This window comes from Pseudoalteromonas sp. SR44-8 (genome assembly GCF_014163635.1).
In the GTDB taxonomy this organism is placed as follows: Bacteria; Pseudomonadota; Gammaproteobacteria; order Enterobacterales; family Alteromonadaceae; genus Pseudoalteromonas; species Pseudoalteromonas rhizosphaerae.
Map to the genome: position 1 here is coordinate 114,769 of NZ_JACJDS010000002.1, position 16,970 is coordinate 131,738.

Here is a 16,970-nt window from a genome sequence, read left to right on the forward strand (position 1 = left end):
GTTAAATCACCTCGGCAGTATCAGCGGATACAGCGCTGGTATTTTCAGTGTGCGTATCTTGGCGTGCTTGCGAATACGAGATAATTTCGCCATCGAGTAGTTTTAGCTGAGTTTTTGCGCGTCCTGCGTAACGTAAATCATGGGTTACCATACAAATGGTAGTGCCTTTTTGATTCAGTGCGTCGAGCAAGTCCATCACTGCATCACCATTTTTAGAGTCAAGGTTACCGGTTGGCTCATCAACCAATAAAATACTGGGTTTACCGGCAAGGGCGCGGGCAATAGCAATACGTTGTTGTTGCCCACCAGAGAGCTGATTAGGTTTATGTTGGATGCGGTGCCCCATTTCAACCTCATCAAGAGCATGCTTTACTGCGCTCTGAATATCAGCTTGGCTCATAGCAGGCTCACGATAGGTCAGCGGCAATGCTACGTTATCAAACACCGAAAGTTCATCTATTAAATTAAATGACTGAAAAATAAAGCCAATATGTAAATTACGCAGCTCTGCCTGTTGGTCCATGTCGAGGGTTTTGGTATCGACGTTTTTAATAAAATATTGCCCCTCGGTAGGGCTGTCTAGCAAGCCAAGTAAAGATAACAGCGTTGATTTACCACAACCTGATGGGCCACTAATGCAAATATAATCGCCTTGATTTATTTCAAGGTCGATATTTTTGAGGGCGTAGGTTTCAACATTTTGGCTGCGATAAACCTTGGCGATATTTTTTAATGAGATAAGTGTATTGGTGTTCATAAACTTTCCTGTTCTATTTTTATAGTTGCCAAATGCTGCCATTTAGAGAGATCTGAAATGATCAGCTGTTCACCCACTTTAGCGCCGCTCAGCAGTTGAATTTTGTTATCACTGAGTGTACCAAATTCAATTTGCGTGGGGTGTGCTAAATGGGTAGTCGGGTTAAGTTTAAAAAGTGTAGCGTCAGTATCGGCTTGCACTTTGGTGGGTAAGTTAACGGTGAGTGCATTGGGTATAACGTGGCTTATTACATACCCTTCAATACTTAAATCTGGGCGTGCGTTAGCTGGCAACGAACCTGTTAAATCAAGTTCAATCATCACGCGGCCATCACTGACGATAGGGTCAATACGGGTGACAGTTGCGATTACTTCGCCACTATTACCCGTGCTAAACGTGTTTACTCTTGCTGGCATATTTAAAGCTATTTTTTCTGCATCGCTTTGTTGCACACTAAGCTCAGCCTTGAGAGCGGTATCTGAGCCTACTATGGCGAGCCGTGTACCTGGTGTAAGGTTTTGACCAAGCTCAACATTAAGCTCTTGCAGCATGCCGTCAATGCCGGCGGTGACCTGTAAGTCATCAAAGGCTTGCTGTTGTACTTGATAGTTCAATTCAAACTGGCTTAATAGCTCTTGTTGAATTTTGCTGCGCTGATGGTGCATATCGGCTAATTGGACTAAGCGTTGCTTTTCAATATCAACACGTTGCTCTAGCTGCTTCACGGTTAATAAACTGCGCTTGTAATCAAGGCTTGAAACAATGCCTTGCTCGATTAATTTACTTTCGGCCTGTGCACGCAGTTGGGCACTTTCAAGCTCGCTTTTTAAAATAGTCAGGCTTGCTTGGCGCTCTAATAGCTGACTCTTTTGATTGATTATTTGTTCGTTAGCGCTGGCTTTTTGTCTTGCCAATTCGAGCCGTGCGACTGATAAACGTTGCGCTTGTAGTGGATTTACCAGGGTTAAAATAACGGTGTCTTTATTGACGCGGGTGCCGGGGTATACATGAATAGCTTCGACCATGGCGCTATCGGTATTGGTTAAATAACGCTGATACTTTGATTTTAAACGGCCAAAGCCACGTATTTTTATTACAAAATCAGCTTGAGTTACGGTGGCTATTTGCAGTTGATTAGCCGCCAATGTGGTAGGTGCTAGCCATGAGTAAATCAGCCAAATAATAAGCGCTATGCTAATAAGTAAGGTGCCAAATATGAGTTTTTTACGCTGACTCGGTTTGGTGCTGCGTTTTAAGGTGCTATCTATATCCATAGGTTATATTTCTTTATGTTTATAACTAATAAACACGGTAGCGAGGAGTGTGCCAAAATTTAAATTATTGATTCTAATTGTTTTTATGTTTTTTGTTAATGCAGTTTTTCCCACTTCTGGGATGTATAAATCAAAAGTGGGATAATTTAAAAGCGAGTTTACTGATTAATTTTTGCTAATTTAGTCAGCTGCTTTTTCGCATGAGTATTATCAGGCTGGAGTTTAAGTACATGGTTATAATTGGCGATTGCTTGTTGGTGGTCACCGAGATACCAGTACGCTTCTGCTAAGCTATCAAAGGTATTGTAACTATGTGGATAAAGGTGCGTGTTAAGCTTAAAAACCGCTAACGCTTCATTGAGTTTGTCTTGGTTAATAAGCGAATAACCCCATAAGTTAATATTGTTTTCGGTAAATTGAATCTGCTCATCTTTACTTAATTGAGCGGCAGCTGTAATTGCATTTCCATAGCCTTGTACTTCAAGAACTTGCCATAAGCGTTTAATATTTTTGGGTAAACCAAAGCCATTCTCTTGTTTCATTTGCGGGATATAGAAGCCTGCAATTTCATCTACAAATTGCGATGGCAGTGCGCCAATTAAGTTAGTTAAGATGACAATCGACATATTATCTTTAGGGTAAACAAAGATACCCGCTCTGTTACCACCTACCGCAGCTAATGCAGGATGCTCTTCTCGGCCCATAACTGGCCAGCCAAGACTATAACCATTTAAACGCTGATTAAAGCCTTGAGTATGACCGTTTTTTAGGCGGGTCGGGGACCACATTTGCTGAATACTTTGTGCACTAATAAACTGATTTGTTTGTAATGCCACTAGCCAATTTGCTAATTCTGTTGCTGTTGAGGCCATGCCTGCGGCGGTTTGTAACAGTTCAGAGAAAATGGCTTCTCTGGAATTTATAAGTTCATTAGCTTGGCTTTCGTACCGTCTAGCCGAGTGCTTTACAACATTGTTGAGATTACTAAAGCCAGCTTCAAGTGTTCGGCTCATTTCAGTTTTCTGTAACTGATTTTTCGCTATGAATTGCTGAAATGGGATCCCCGCTAGCTTGTTAATTAACTGACCAATAATGACGTAGTTTGTTTGGTTATATTTAAAGCGAGTGCCGGTTTCGAATTCTAATGGCTTAGTTTGTACTTGTTGCCACGCATCATCGGGTCCTTGATCTGAGATTAAATTAGCAATTTCATCTTTTATTATGTCAGGTAAGCCTGAGGTATGGCTCATTAACTCTCTTGTTGTTATAGCGTGCCACTGAGTTGGCAGCTCTGGTAGGTAATTAGCAATAGGCGCATCGAGATCTAATTTCTTTTGCTCAACAAGCTGCATTAGAGCTACACCAACAAAGGCTTTTGTTGCAGAATTAATTGCAAATAGAGTATTGGCATCAACGGCAATATTATCTTCAATATTTGCAACTCCGTAGCTGGCAACTTTAATTATTTTATTATTTCGAACAACAGCGAGTTGTAACCCCGGAATATTTCTTTTTTGCATTAACTCAACAACCCATTGGTCGAGCTCATCTGCATGTGCTGAAAAGGCGCAGAAAGCGGCCGATAGAAGGGTTATGGCTGGTAGGATTAATTTTTTTGCTAATTTTTTGCAAGCTGTGTACACGATGTTGTCCTTAGTGTTCATTTGTATCTATTTTTTGCTTAGATAGTTTTTGATGTGAGCACTAAAGCGAGGAGCATGCCAAAGTGTAAAGTGTTGAAATTTATGTGTTTTGTGTTTTTTCGGACTTGGGAAATTCCCATTTATGGGAATTTCAAATTAAAAGTGGGAGTGTGGCTTATAGGGCTTAATAAATATACTTGGAATGGTCGTGGCTATTAGATTTTTTAATTCTTTTTGTTCATTTAGTTTATTTGTTTTTTTCAGGTACATAGCGCTATTTTTCTTTTAAACAGACCCTCCCATTGCCCGCAAACTGATAAGTGATAAAAATGAGCCAATTTATAAATAACCTTAGCTTTCGAGTTAAATTTGCTATTCCTGTCGTCGTCGCCTTAGTTATTTTTTCGGTGTTGTCGGGTTACGTGTTGTATACGTTTAAAGAGCAAGCTCGACTTAACAGTTTTATAAGCTTAGAGGTGCGAACGGTGCTGGACGATCTTGAAGACGGCTATCGTGATCTCTTTCAGGTGAAAACGGCAGGTTTGAGCATGGTGCTAGGACAAGGCGACAAACAAAACTATATAGTACAGCTTGCAGAGTACCGAGATAATATAGTCCGTATCGACGCGCGCCTTTCTAGCCCATTAAAGCTGGTGAAGTCTGGCTACATTGATGCGATCAATGCACAGCGGGTTACGAATATCAAAGCCGATGTCGCTATTTGGTCTCGTTACTACCAAGCACTTTTTAGTGATCACCAGCTTGCGGCTAGTTACTTAGCTGAGCATAAACAAGATATGGAAGCAGTGTTAGCGCGTATTCGCAAAAATGTTACTAGCATGCGTGATGAAATAGATGCCAAACTTACAAATTCTTTAATTGAAGTAACCGCTAATCAAGAGTCTGCTAGCTTTGCTTTGCAGTTTGGTATTGTATTGAGCTTTGTTTTATCAATAGCTGCAACTTGGCTGCTGTCTACCGTTATTTTGGCGCCGTTAAAGAAAATGCAGTTAGCATTAGAAAACATAGCTAGTGGCCAAGGCGATCTCACGCAACGGTTAAACAGTGAGTCAAACGATGAAATGGGTGCGCTTGCGCGTTCGTTTAATACCTTTATCAGTAAAATTCATAACACAGTATTGGCGGTTGTCGGCTCGGCTGAACAGGTGCGCAATGAAACTGAAAGTTTGCGCATTATTACTGCAAGTGTATTAAGTGAAGCCAGTAATCAGCAAATAGAAAGTGAGCAAGTGGCAGCTGCGGTAAATGAAATGAGCACGACCAGTGATAACGTAAGCCAAAACGCTAATGATGCGGCCAGTGCCACAAGTACTGCTAATAATGATGCCAACGTAGCAAAAGCCACAATTGAAGAAACCATTTCGTTAATTAATCAACTGGTGACCGACATTTCGGCATCGAGCGACGTAATAAACACCTTAGAGCAAGATGTAATGAATATCGCCACTGTGCTTGATGTTATCCGTGGTATTGCTGATCAAACAAACTTGTTAGCGTTAAATGCGGCCATTGAAGCCGCGCGCGCGGGTGAGCAGGGGCGAGGCTTTGCGGTCGTTGCTGACGAGGTGCGTTCATTAGCGAGTCGCACGCAAGATAGTACCGGAGAGATCAACGCCATGATTGAAAAGCTCCAACAAGGCACCAATCAAGCGGTTGGTGCAATGCAAGCCAGTACCAAAAGCGGTCAACAAACGATTGAGCACTCTCGCGGTGCCGCGCAATCGGTGCAGCGTATTAATGACGCAGTTACCATTATTAACGATATGAACATGCAAATTGCCACCGCTGCCACGCAGCAAAGCCAAGTGAGTGAAGATGTGAATATCAATGTGCAACGTATCGCTACATCAAGTGGCAATATGCTAGACAAAGTGGATCAGGCTGAGCGTGCATGCCAAGCATTGGCACAGCAGTGTCAACAGTTAGACAACCTAGTAAGCAACTTTAAAGTATAAGTATTATCAAGGGGGGGAATTATTTATCACCCCTTAAGATGCCTCTTTTAGCTAAACCTCAATAAATAATCAATTACTATCAACGAGTTATTAAACTGTAGTTTTGTGCATATTGTGCGTGATTTTTATGCGCTAAATGCATTTTAAGCAGATCAATGCAGCTTAAATTCTAAACATTTCGTTAATCTGACGTTAACACTATGCTCGAAGACAGATAGCAGTGTGTAGTCGCTCATCTAACGACAACAAAATCATCAACAGGTGTGGAGAGAACAACCAATGAAAGCAAGTAACACACAATTGGCTTTAGCCATTGCAGCAGCGCTAGCAAGTACCTCAGCATTCGCTGCCAATGACACTGAAAAATTACAGCAGCAACTAGACGAACTACAAAAAGAAGTCGCTGCGCTGAAGAAGTCTAGCGGCTTTAATTTGGAATTTGGTGGTCGAGTGCAACTTGATTACAACTATTTTGATGGTGCATATAACGCGAATAATGACGGTGATGCAGGCGGTGATTTTTTTGCGCGTCGTATCCGTACTTATGTTGAAAGTGAGCATGGTAACTGGGATCACAAGTTACTGCTTGAGTTTGCCGAAGGTACAGCAGAAATCGTGATGGCGCGAGTTCGTTATAATTTCGATAATGGTCTAAAAATTAAAGCGGGTAAAATCCGTGAAGACATCACTTTAAATGGCTTAACGAGCTCTAAGCATACCAATACTATAGAGCGCAGTACGCTAGCCAATACTTTCTCGCCGTTCTTCCGTTGGGGAGCGTCAGCGTCTCAATACTTTAAAGACAGTGGTTTTCGTTATGCCGTTGGTGTTTATAAAAATGATGCCTTTGGTGCGACGGGTCATGACGACGATGATCAACTAACACTCGCTGCAACGGGACGTGTTACTTGGTCAAGCGCAGCCCCAGGCGATGTGATTCATTTAGGTGCGTGGCATTCATACCGTGATATGGGTGGTAACGAGTTAGGTGCGCGCTTTGCCCGTGGCGAAATACGTGAAGCCAATGTACGTCTTGTTGATTATGCGGTGGGTGGTAATGCCGTGGCATTGGATAGTTTGTCGCAAAGTGGTCTTGAGTTTGCGTATCAAGCTGATGCATTAACGCTAGAGGCTGAATACGCAAGCCGCACACTTGATGCTGTTAATGGCGCCGACCCGCTTGATGGCGAACGTTATGACGGTTTTCATGTATCAGCGAGCTACTTCTTAGGTGGTGAGCAACGCAGGTACAAAGCCGGTTCAGCATTATTTGTACAACCTAAAGGCATTAAAGATGCGTGGGAGCTTGTCGCCCGAGTATCACAAATGGATGCAACAAGTAGCACGCAAGGTACTGAAGTAACTAATTATACCCTAGGCACATCCTATTATATCAGCAGCGATATCAAATTTATGGGCAACTTGATCTACAGCGATGTAGAGGGTCCAGGCGCAACTGCGTTAGTGGGTGATGAAGACTCAGGTATGGGCTTTAGTGCGCGCATGCAGTATTTATTTTAGGAGTAAATTGAGATGAACTTACTTAAAAAATCATTTAAATCATTTAAAACTACGGTACTTGCGGCATCGTTAGTACTAAGCAGTCCGTTTGCTATGGCTGACATTCACTTTTTAGTACCGGGCGGCCCTGGTGGCGGCTGGGATACCACAGCACGCGGTGTGGGTGAAGGTTTAGTGAAAGCGGGTATTGAAGATAATGCGTCTTTTCAAAATATGTCGGGCGGCGGCGGTGGCCGTGCAATCGCTTATCTGATTGAGTCTGGTACTAAAAAAGGCGATATCTTAATGGTTAACTCAACACCTATCGTGTTGCGGGCACTAACCGGTAAAATTCCTTACAGCTACCGTGATTTAACTCCCGTTGCCAGTATGATTGCCGACTACGGTGCGTTTGTAGTACGTAACGATTCGCCATTTAAAACCTGGCAGGATGTGATCGCAGCAATGAAAGAAGATTCAGGCTCTGTAAAAGTAGCTGGTGGCTCTGCACGTGGCAGCATGGATCACTTAGTTGCAGCGCAAGCAGTTAAAGCGGCAGGCCTTGACGGACGTCGTTTGCGTTATATCCCTTATGACGCGGGTGGTAAAGCCAAAGCAGGGTTGTTATCTGGCGAGGTTAACTTACTTTCTACCGGACTTAGCGAAGCGTTAGAAGTCGCTAATGGCGGTCAAGCGCGCATTCTAGCTGTGACCTCTGGTGAGGCACTACCAGATTATCCACAAATTCCAACCTTAAAATCACTTGGTTATGATATGGAGTTTGTTAATTGGCGTGGTTTCTTCGCGGCACCTAATTTACCGGCTGATAAACTTGCAGAATACACCGAGAAGTTACGTAAATTACAAACCACTCCAGAGTGGGAAGTAGTCCGTGCACGTAACGGTTGGTTAAACCTATTCCAAGAAAAAGATCAATTTATAAAGTCACTTGAACAGCAAGAAGCACAGCTTAAAGTTGTTATGGAAGAACTCGGCTTTATTCGTACGTCACGTTAATCGAGGCTTTTATGTTGAATCGCGAACTACTAGGGCCAAGTTTATTCTTGGCGCTATTTACCCTCTACGCCATTGTTGCATGGCAAATTCCGTTACTCCCATTTGAAGAGTATGAAACGGTTACTTCTGCCACCTTACCTAAAGTATATGCGGCATTTGGTATTATCGTTTGTCTGCTTTCTATCGGGGCTACTTTACTTAAACCAACTGCAGCCGTTGATGAAGATAATGCGCTCGAAAAGTCACATGTATTGCGAACAATCGGGTTGCTTATATTGATGGTGATATATAGCGCAGCGCTTGAGCCTATTGGCTTTTTAATCTCAACCAGTGCGTTTTTATTAGTTGGCTTTTTTGTTATGGGTGAGCGCCGCAAGGCTATTCTCTTATTGGCCTCTATCCCTGTTGCTGTAGTGTTTTGGTTTTTAATGACCCAAGTGCTCGGTATTTATTTGGTTCCTGGCAACCTGTGGAGTTAAGTTATGTTTGATGGAATTATGCTGGGCTTGTCGACCGTACTCGACTGGAACAATTTATTGTATGTCATAGTGGGTTGTTTTGTTGGTACCTTTATCGGCATGCTTCCGGGGCTTGGGCCAATTACTGCTATTGCGTTAATGATCCCAATTACTTATAGCATCGGTGCCGATTCAGGGATGATTCTGATGGCGGGGGTGTATTACGGTGCAATTTTTGGCGGTTCAACATCATCTATTTTAATTAATGCCCCAGGGGTGGCGGGTACAGTTGCGTCCTCCTTTGATGGCTATCCGCTGGCTAAACAAGGTCATGCTGGCAAAGCATTGGCGATAGCCGCTTACTCCTCCTTTATCGGCGGAACCATAGGCGCAATTTTATTGATGGTTGCAGCCCCCTTGTTGGCAAAAGTATCGCTGAGTTTTCAATCTCCAGATTACGTTGTACTGATGTTTTTAGGTTTAACAGCGATCGCGGCGTTTTCTAATAAAGGGCAATTTTTAAAAGCCATGATGATGACAGTATTTGGCTTAATGCTCGCGACTGTGGGGATTGATCCATCATCTGGTACTGAGCGTTTTACGTTAGGCCAAGCTGACTTACTTGATGGCATTAGCTTTTTATTAGTGGCAATGGCTACTTTTGCACTGGCTGAGGCGCTTATTAATGTAGTGCGTCCAGAGAAAAAAGAAACTAAAAGTATTAATGATTCAGACACACCGCAAATCGGTTCAACTAAATTGACCAAAGAAGAGATCAAAGACATTGCGCCAGTTATTGGCCGCTCGTCTATACTTGGTTTTATTGTTGGCGTATTGCCGGGTGCAGGTGCCACTATCGCTAGCTTTATGGCGTATGCGACGGAACGTAACTTAGCGCCTAAAGGCTTAAAAGAAAAGTTTGGTAAGGGTTCATTACGAGGCTTGGCAGCGCCAGAGTCTGCAAATAATGCAGCATGTACCGGTTCATTTGTACCATTATTGACATTAGGTATTCCAGGCTCGGGTACTACCGCTATTATGTTAGGTGCCTTAATTGCTTACGGTATTCAGCCAGGTCCAATGCTGATGCAAGAAAACCCAAGTGTATTTTGGGCGGTTATCGTTAGCATGTACTTTGGTAACATCGTATTGCTGATTTTGAATCTTCCTTTGATACCATATTTTGCAAAAGTATTAGCGATGCCAAAATCAGTATTAACGATAATGATTTTGTTCTTCAGCTTAATTGGTGTGTATTTAGTTTCCTTTAATACCTTTGATTTATTTATGATGGTTGGCTTTGCTGTGGTGGCGTTGGTATTACGATTACTGGCTTTCCCAATGGCACCATTACTACTAGGCTTTATTTTAGGCGACATGATTGAGCGTAACTTCCGTCGTTCAATGATGATCTCGGATGGTTCATTAAGCTTCTTATGGGAACGCCCACTAACATTGAGCATTTTTATTATCTCAATATTAGTGTTGTTATTTCCATTAAAAGACTTTATAACCCAACGCCGGGCAGATAAAGCGGCGCTTAAAGTGAAGCAAGAGCATGCATAATTGAGGTAAAAAATGAGCTACACCAAGACGCAAAATCCGCTGCAAAACATAGTTAAAAAGCCTAAGCGTTTAGAAACGCGGTTAATAATTTGGGTTACAGGGCTGTGTGTATTACAAGCGGTGTTATTTGGCGGTTTGGTGTATCGAATTACCGCACAAAGTTTGCATGATCACATTGGTGACAAAGCACTCGCTGTGGCGACGAGTATTGCATCAAGCGATGATGTCGTTAAAGCTTTAAAGAACCCTAGTAACTTGGTGGCAATCAACCAAGAAATAGAAAATCTGCGCCAGCTAACTGGCGCAGATTTTATTGTTATTGGTGATAAAAATGCGCATCGAATCGTCCATCCAGATAGCAATAAACTCGGTAAAAAAATGGTTGGCGGTGATAGCCAAGACGCGTTACACGGCGAGCGTTATATTTCAGTGGCGCAGGGCAGCTTAGGTGAATCCATTCGCGGTAAAGTGCCGGTATACGATGAGCAACAAAATATTATTGGTTTGGTCTCGGTCGGTTTTTTAGTGCAATCGGTTGAGCCGTTGATCCGTGAGCGGATTGTTGAAATTATGATTTGGGGTTTGTTGTTAGTTGCTTTGAGTATTATTGCCGCTATCTTTATTGGTCAGCGAGTAAGAAATGCCATCTTTGGTTTGCAACCAGATGAAATAGCGAGGTTGTTTTCAGAGCAGGACGCTATTTTAAATACCATGCGTAGCGGTGTTATTGCACTTGATCCCGACGGACGAGTACGCAAACTGACCCAGCGTGCTTGCGAAATTTTAGATAAACCAGTTGCCTGTATTAATCAGTCATTAACTCTGAAAGATTTACTGCCAGAGCATGCTGAGTTTTTATTACGAAATCAGCGTCGTAAAATGGTTGGCTTTGAGTTGTTTGCTGCGGATAAACGTTTGGTGTTGTCGCGTTTTTCATTGCAAGTGCAAGGGCAGGCGGATGGTATTTTACTCACTCTGCGCCCAGCTGATGAGCTTGAATACTTGAGCCAGCAACTTACTAAAGTACAAGCATTTGCCGAGTTGTTAAGGGTGCAAACCCATGATTATTCGAATAAGCTAAATCTAATTGGTGCGCTTATTCAAATGGGTAAAAATGAGCAAGCAATCGAATTGATCGGCCAAGAAAGCCAAGGTTCACAAGCACAGATCCACCATTTATTAGAACGTATTCAAGATCCTGTGTTAGCCGGTTTGCTGGTGGGTAAATACCATAAAGCCCGCGAGTTAAACGTAGTATTGGAATTAAACCCAGAAAGTTTACTTGGTGCCATCGCACGTACTGAAATGTTAGAACGAGTAGTATCAATCTTGGGCAACTTAATTGATAACGCCATTGATGCGGCGATCAGAGCCAGTAAAGATCGAGAACCTCATGTACGAGTCACGGTTGATGAAACGAGTAAGACATTATTGTTTGATGTCGAAGACAGTGGTTTTGGCTTGGGTAATGACCATGAAGTGATATTTACCCCACAATACAGTTCAAAAGCAGGGGCAGAGCATGGCATTGGTTTATATTTAGTGAAAACTAATTTAGATTCGTGTGGTGGTAGTTTAGAAATTGGTGAGTCAGATTTAAAAGGCGCGCGATTAAGCGTCTATATTCCTAAATAACCCTAAGGTAATTTAGGCTAATAAGCAGTGGCCAAGCAAACAACAATAAAAGTAAATGGGCTAACATTGCAACGCTAAAATGAGTAATAAAAAATGACATATTCAGTAGTTATCATCGAAGATGAGCTCGAAGTTGCACAACTTCTTGCTCAATACCTGCTTTTACCGAATGGGGTTGCGGGGAACCAAACTGCGCGACAAAGCTTGCGTCAAGGTCAGTATCAGGTAGTTGGTATTGCAGCAAACTTAAGTACTGCTACCGCGCTATTACAGGCGATAGAGCCCGATTTGATCTTACTTGATATCCATCTACCAGATGGCAATGGCCTTGAGTTATTAACAGACTTGCGTCGGCGCTCAATTAAAAGCGAAGTGATGCTACTGACTGCCGCCAAAGAAGTCGAAACTCTTGAAAAAGCGATGCAGTTAGGGGCCTGTGATTTTTTGGTTAAACCTTTGATGCTTAATCGACTTGATCAGGCGTTAGCGCGATTTGAGTCACGCCAGCAGTGTTTGTCTGATGCTAACGAGGTGACCCAATCTATGGTCGACACTTTATTTGGCTCAAGCGAACAAAGTAAAGCACCGGTTAGACTGCCGAAAGGGGTTGATCAGCTTACTTTAAAAAAGATTATTGATGCATTTAAAGAGCACAAAAAAACGCCTTTTACAGCACAGCAAATGGGCGATCTTGTAGGAGTAAGTCGCTCAACTGCACGCCGTTACTTAGAATATTTACTAGAGGCAGAGCAAGTCAGTGCCGACCAAAGCTATGGCAGCATAGGTCGGCCAGAGCGCTGTTATAAAATGGCTTAGTTATCTGGCAAAGCGCTTAAGTCTACCTCAGGCGCTTGACCAACTGGGCGTTCAAATTCACTGTGTAATTTAGTTGGGCCTGTAAAAAAGCCAGTGTTGCGTAAGTAAAAACCTGCGTTTTCAGTGCCTCCTTGATAATCCATTCTCGATTGCTTGGCAGCCGTTGCATCATAAGTAAATTGTGCTTTATCAAGCGAGTGCCATTGGCCTTGAGTATCTCTGAGCCACTGATTACTGTATAGCGCTTTGCGCTCGAATTGCCCTGCATCAGGGATGAAGTTTTCTAAGAAGCTGTGTGGCCTTGTCACATATGTATCTGTACTAGGGCGTCTAAATGAAGCAATGAACAGCCACTTTGCGGCGATAGGGTCATAAAAATATGCGCTGTAGTCGGTATGATTAGCAAGGTTTTCAGTCGGATTTACTTTCAATAAAAAGCGGTAGGTTTGTTCTGCTTGCCAAGGGAATACTAAATAGCTTTGCCCGCCAGAACCTTCATTACCAAACTTACCGGTATACACATCATGCCCTTTAGCTAATTGCTGAATACGCATTTCCACAGGAATAGCAGCTGGATCATCGGTCTGAAAAGGACTCCATACTGAAAATAATACACGGCGTTCAGTGTCAGAGTTTACTTGCATACCAAAGTAACCCTCAGCAAAACCATTGGCCATAAAATACGAGCCTTGATGATCATACCCTTGTGGTACGCTCAGCTCTGAATAGAACCATTGATAGTTTTTAGTCTTGTCAGGTATGGGATAGTTTAAATGCACGGAAGGCCCGCGACGACCCCAATAAATATCATCTTTTACATATAAAGGCGCCGCCGACTCTTTATCTAGCGTGACAATAAGACCTTGAATATCAGCAAAGGTGTCAGCTGTTTTAGCGATACCGGTAAGTTGCAATTGTTGGTATCCGATTTGATCTGGCAGAAATTCGCCAAGATCGATATCTTGAAATTGCTGATTAGTGAGCGTAATTAACTGACTCTGTTGATTAAAGTCGACTTTAAGCTGGCTGCGATCGCCTGCAACTTTTACGCGCAACTTTAAATTAAAAGCCGCTTTTGTTGGCAGGTAAAAGTAGTGATTAACTGGTATTGCAGAGTTTTGCCAGTGCGTGATCCCCACATCACTAATCAGTTTTTTATTTGCTGCGATACTATGGCTAGTAGCACTATTGCCATAACTGGGAATAAAGTAATCCGTGGTTTGGTTTGCCACTGCAAATGGCGAAAATGAAGTCCATAATAATGAACCAATAAATAGTAAAACTCTCATAGTGAGCTCCATAAAAAGCGCCGACAAACGGCGCTAATATAAGAGGGTATACCCAAGCCTCCTCAAGATGTGAATTCTGCATCTTGAGGTGGTTTGGGTATAAGCTTAAAATGATGCTGAAAAGCCAAGGCTAATCGAGCGACCATAGCGCGCTAAGCGACGAATTTGTTCTTCTGTTTTTACGTATGACCACTGTCTTTCATTGGTTAAGTTGGTTACGCTTAAATCAACTCGCACTTTCTCAGTGATATTGTAACTGGCACTGAAATCGTATTGGCCGTAGTCTGCCGCCCATTCTGGTCCGCCCCATGCATCAGGATAGACTAAGTAGTCGTCGCGCCAGTTATAAGCAATACGGGTTTGATAATCACCTTTTTCATAATAAATAACCGCGTTATACGAGTGCTCAGACATCCCCACAAATGGCAGATCATTTAGCTCTTCGTCGTCATAGCTGCTGTCTGTGAAAGTATAGTTTATTTGTACACCCAGGCCATCGAATGGTGCTGGAAGTATTTCGTCAAAAGACTGCTGATAAGCTGTTTCAAAGCCTAAAATTGTTGCGCCTTTTTCCGATGTAGGTGAGATTTTTGTAAAAACTGGGCCTTCTACAGCCACTCCATCTTTAAAATAATTACCCACTTGCGCAGTGCCTACTCGGCCGCGGGCAATCACTGATTCGATGTCTTTATAGTAGGCTGCAAAGGTTAGTGCACCATAGTCAGAGAAATACCATTCAATCGTCGTATCTATTTGATTGGCTCTTAGTGGCTTAATACCCGGGTTTGAGGCATGGTATTCGGCATTATTAAAATCTAAGTAGCTATAAGGCGATAGATAATCTAAGTTTGGCCGTGTGATTACTTTAGCCGCACTAAAACGATAGAGTAAGTCATCACGTAGATGCAATTTAAAGTTTAAGCTCGGTAGTACGTCGGTGTAGCTTTCTTCAGTGGTGGAGCGGGTGTAATAATCTTCAATTTCACCCTCAACGCGATAGCTTAATGCGCCATCTTTTTCGGTTATATTGTAACGAACATTATCAACATCAAAGATGTAACCATCTGATGTGACATCGGTTTGTATTACACGGACGCCCATGTTTAGTGCAAAAGGCAGTTTAGCAATATCGCCTTGTAGATTTGCTTCAACAAAAGCCGCTAAGGTCTGCTCAGTAAGGGCGAATGAATCCTTTGGGCTGTTCTTTGCGACAATTTTATCTTGCGCCGCTTGTGGATTAATTGATTCATAAAAAGCATACAGTTTGTCGTAATTAAAGCTTGCCCATGGATCCGGATGTTTACCAGGCTCACCATCTAAGAAGTTATCAAAGTTAGCTGGCACGAGTACATCTGCTGGTAAACGAAATAGGTTTAAGCCGCCTAGCTCTTCAACACTTGAGTCGTCAAAACTGTCGTATTCTGAGTTTTTAAAATAAGCGCCACCATTACTGAACATTGATGCATTTTTTGATTTATAAACACTGCGTTCTTTGGTTTGTTTGCCGTAATGAACGCCAAATTGAATATCTTTCACTAGTTCAAAAGAGGGAATATAGGTTGCTGCTAAGCGCACCTCTTCTATTTGGTCTTTCACATCGGTGCCTGAATTGTAGCTGTAATGCGCACCAAAAGGTTGTTCTGCACTCAGTGCTGGGGTCATGGTCACATCTGGCAGCATATTACTACCGGTTTGGTCGATAGTGATACCATCAACAAAACCACGTGCAACAATAAAACGATTGTTACCATTGCTGACATTTTTAGCTTGTGACTGTGAAATATCTAAATCAACCGTTAAGCTCTCTGTGGCATACCAAACCGTATTAAAACCCCATTGCCAAGTATCTGTATTACGTGGCACAGACACATTTAACAGCTCAGCCATTGCGCCATCAACTAGTTCTACATAATTAGCGTTACCATCTTCATTGAACTTTACTTCACCGATAGCGGGGATCCCCGGTGTCCAAGATTCATCATAGGTTACAAATGAAATTTGATATTGCTCACCATTGGTTTCGTATTGTGAGTACATGCTGTCAAAGTTAACATCTATACTATCTGACGGGCGCCATTGCAGCGCTAAGCTTGCACCCAGTCGCTCACGCGTATCCTGCCAATTTGAATAACGTACATAGCCTGGAATAATCGATGGGTATGATTGCTCATTATCTTCAAGCTTGCCGTTGCCGTTACTATCGATTGGGATACGTACATCAACATTCTCGTCTGGATCATAAAAACCTTCACCTTCATAAGAGTCTTCACGCTGTGTTCGTTCAGAATATACCGCTGTAAACAGCGCTCCAAAGGTATTATCAAAAAAGGTATCACTAATTAAAAACGAAGCTTGTGGATTGGTGTCGCCAGTACGTTCTTCATAAATGCCTTTGGCACTGCCTGATAAAGTGAAACCATCTAAATCCAAAGGTTTGCGGGTTTTGATATTGATAACTGAGCCAATGCCGCCTTCTTGTGTTTTACTTTGTGGGGATTTGTATACTTCGAGGGATTGGACTATTTCGGGGGCGATTAAATCAAAATTAAAGTTACGGCTAGAATGCTCTGATGCCATGCGTCGGCCATTAACGGTGGTAACGTTGTAGTCACCACCTAAACCTCGCACGGTAACATTTTGGCCCTCGCCGCCGTTACGGGTAATTGCAATCCCCGTCATCCGTTGCAATGCCTCGGCAATGTTTTGGTCGGGAAACTTACCGATATCTTCAGCAACGATAGCATCCATAACCCCCACAGCTTGTTGTTTTAAATACAGGGATTCTTTAATACTCGAGCGAACACCTCTAACTTCAATTACTTCGACTTGCTCTGCTCCGGCTTCTTTTTCTTTTTTTTTGTCTTCATCAGCTGCCAGCGAGGTGCCACTGAAGATGGCGCTCATAGACAAAAACAGTGTGGACAGTTTTAGTTGTGCTTTCATAATAGTTACCTGTATTTTACTTGTTGATGGTTGTTTTTTTATTGAGTTATTGCCACGCGTGTTGAGTGTATTTTTCTCCAACACGCGTGAGGTTAA

The 16,970-nt window shown here is 42.6% G+C and carries 12 protein-coding genes; 7 read left to right on the forward strand and 5 right to left on the reverse strand.

Going from position 1 to position 16,970, the window contains the following annotated elements:
• Position 1: 1 nt before the first annotated feature.
• From H5183_RS01335 to H5183_RS01345, 3 genes are all read right to left on the reverse strand, one after another.
• Positions 2–757: an ABC transporter ATP-binding protein gene (locus tag H5183_RS01335; RefSeq protein WP_182730716.1), complete on the reverse strand. Its 756-nt coding sequence runs from the start codon at positions 755–757 to the stop codon at positions 2–4.
• A complete protein-coding gene (locus H5183_RS01340; protein ID WP_145240305.1) occupies positions 754–2,031 on the reverse strand; it encodes an efflux RND transporter periplasmic adaptor subunit in 1,278 nt (425 codons plus the stop codon). Before H5183_RS01340 ends, H5183_RS01335 begins: the two co-directional genes overlap by 4 nt.
• A 158-nt stretch (positions 2,032–2,189) precedes the next feature.
• Positions 2,190–3,674 (reverse strand): serine hydrolase, encoded by a 1,485-nt coding sequence (locus H5183_RS01345; protein WP_182730717.1) that lies wholly within the window; start codon positions 3,672–3,674, stop codon positions 2,190–2,192.
• Between the two features lie 329 nt (positions 3,675–4,003).
• On the opposite strand from H5183_RS01345, the gene H5183_RS01350 reads away from it, so the two are divergent.
• From H5183_RS01350 to H5183_RS01380, 7 genes are all read left to right on the forward strand, one after another.
• Positions 4,004–5,650 carry a methyl-accepting chemotaxis protein gene (locus H5183_RS01350; protein ID WP_182717510.1) on the forward strand — a complete coding sequence of 549 codons (1,647 nt, stop codon included), beginning with the start codon at positions 4,004–4,006 and terminating at the stop codon, positions 5,648–5,650.
• 279 nt (positions 5,651–5,929) lie between these two features.
• Positions 5,930–7,171: an OprO/OprP family phosphate-selective porin gene (locus H5183_RS01355; protein ID WP_182730718.1), complete on the forward strand. Its 1,242-nt coding sequence runs from the start codon at positions 5,930–5,932 to the stop codon at positions 7,169–7,171.
• A gap of 12 nt (positions 7,172–7,183) precedes the next feature.
• Positions 7,184–8,167, forward strand: a complete 984-nt coding sequence (locus tag H5183_RS01360; protein WP_145240099.1) for a tripartite tricarboxylate transporter substrate binding protein — start codon at positions 7,184–7,186, stop codon at positions 8,165–8,167.
• An 11-nt stretch (positions 8,168–8,178) separates the two neighbouring features.
• Complete coding sequence (locus H5183_RS01365; RefSeq protein ID WP_145240097.1) at positions 8,179–8,646, forward strand: tripartite tricarboxylate transporter TctB family protein; 468 nt, start codon at positions 8,179–8,181, stop codon at positions 8,644–8,646.
• A gap of 3 nt (positions 8,647–8,649) precedes the next feature.
• Complete coding sequence (locus tag H5183_RS01370; RefSeq protein ID WP_145240095.1) at positions 8,650–10,191, forward strand: tripartite tricarboxylate transporter permease; 1,542 nt, start codon at positions 8,650–8,652, stop codon at positions 10,189–10,191.
• Positions 10,192–10,203: 12 nt separating this feature from the next.
• Positions 10,204–11,826 (forward strand): sensor histidine kinase, encoded by a 1,623-nt coding sequence (locus H5183_RS01375; RefSeq protein WP_145240093.1) that lies wholly within the window; start codon positions 10,204–10,206, stop codon positions 11,824–11,826.
• 93 nt (positions 11,827–11,919) lie between these two features.
• Complete coding sequence (locus H5183_RS01380; RefSeq protein WP_149982231.1) at positions 11,920–12,642, forward strand: response regulator; 723 nt, start codon at positions 11,920–11,922, stop codon at positions 12,640–12,642.
• Here H5183_RS01380 and H5183_RS01385 read toward each other — a convergent pair.
• Both H5183_RS01385 and H5183_RS01390 read right to left on the reverse strand, forming a co-directional pair.
• Entirely contained in the window at positions 12,639–13,931 is a 1,293-nt protein-coding gene (locus tag H5183_RS01385) for a DUF3472 domain-containing protein (protein WP_182730719.1), read from the reverse strand. The genes H5183_RS01380 and H5183_RS01385 overlap by 4 nt on opposite strands.
• A 105-nt stretch (positions 13,932–14,036) precedes the next feature.
• Positions 14,037–16,874 carry a TonB-dependent receptor gene (locus tag H5183_RS01390; protein WP_182730720.1) on the reverse strand — a complete coding sequence of 946 codons (2,838 nt, stop codon included), beginning with the start codon at positions 16,872–16,874 and terminating at the stop codon, positions 14,037–14,039.
• Between the last annotated feature and the right edge of the window lie 96 nt (positions 16,875–16,970).

What these genes read in the sequence shown, in the direction of transcription:
- H5183_RS01380 (WP_149982231.1), top strand. Translation starts at nt 11,920, where the DNA reads ATGACATATTCAGTAGTTATCATCGAAGATGAGCTCGAAGTTGCACAA.
- H5183_RS01355 (WP_182730718.1), top strand. Translation starts at nt 5,930, where the DNA reads ATGAAAGCAAGTAACACACAATTGGCTTTAGCCATTGCAGCAGCGCTA.
- H5183_RS01340 (WP_145240305.1), bottom strand. Translation starts at nt 2,031, where the DNA reads ATGGATATAGATAGCACCTTAAAACGCAGCACCAAACCGAGTCAGCGT.
- H5183_RS01385 (WP_182730719.1), bottom strand. Translation starts at nt 13,931, where the DNA reads ATGAGAGTTTTACTATTTATTGGTTCATTATTATGGACTTCATTTTCG.
- H5183_RS01350 (WP_182717510.1), top strand. Translation starts at nt 4,004, where the DNA reads ATGAGCCAATTTATAAATAACCTTAGCTTTCGAGTTAAATTTGCTATT.
- H5183_RS01360 (WP_145240099.1), top strand. Translation starts at nt 7,184, where the DNA reads ATGAACTTACTTAAAAAATCATTTAAATCATTTAAAACTACGGTACTT.
- H5183_RS01365 (WP_145240097.1), top strand. Translation starts at nt 8,179, where the DNA reads ATGTTGAATCGCGAACTACTAGGGCCAAGTTTATTCTTGGCGCTATTT.
- H5183_RS01335 (WP_182730716.1), bottom strand. Translation starts at nt 757, where the DNA reads ATGAACACCAATACACTTATCTCATTAAAAAATATCGCCAAGGTTTAT.
- H5183_RS01390 (WP_182730720.1), bottom strand. Translation starts at nt 16,874, where the DNA reads ATGAAAGCACAACTAAAACTGTCCACACTGTTTTTGTCTATGAGCGCC.
- H5183_RS01370 (WP_145240095.1), top strand. Translation starts at nt 8,650, where the DNA reads ATGTTTGATGGAATTATGCTGGGCTTGTCGACCGTACTCGACTGGAAC.
- H5183_RS01375 (WP_145240093.1), top strand. Translation starts at nt 10,204, where the DNA reads ATGAGCTACACCAAGACGCAAAATCCGCTGCAAAACATAGTTAAAAAG.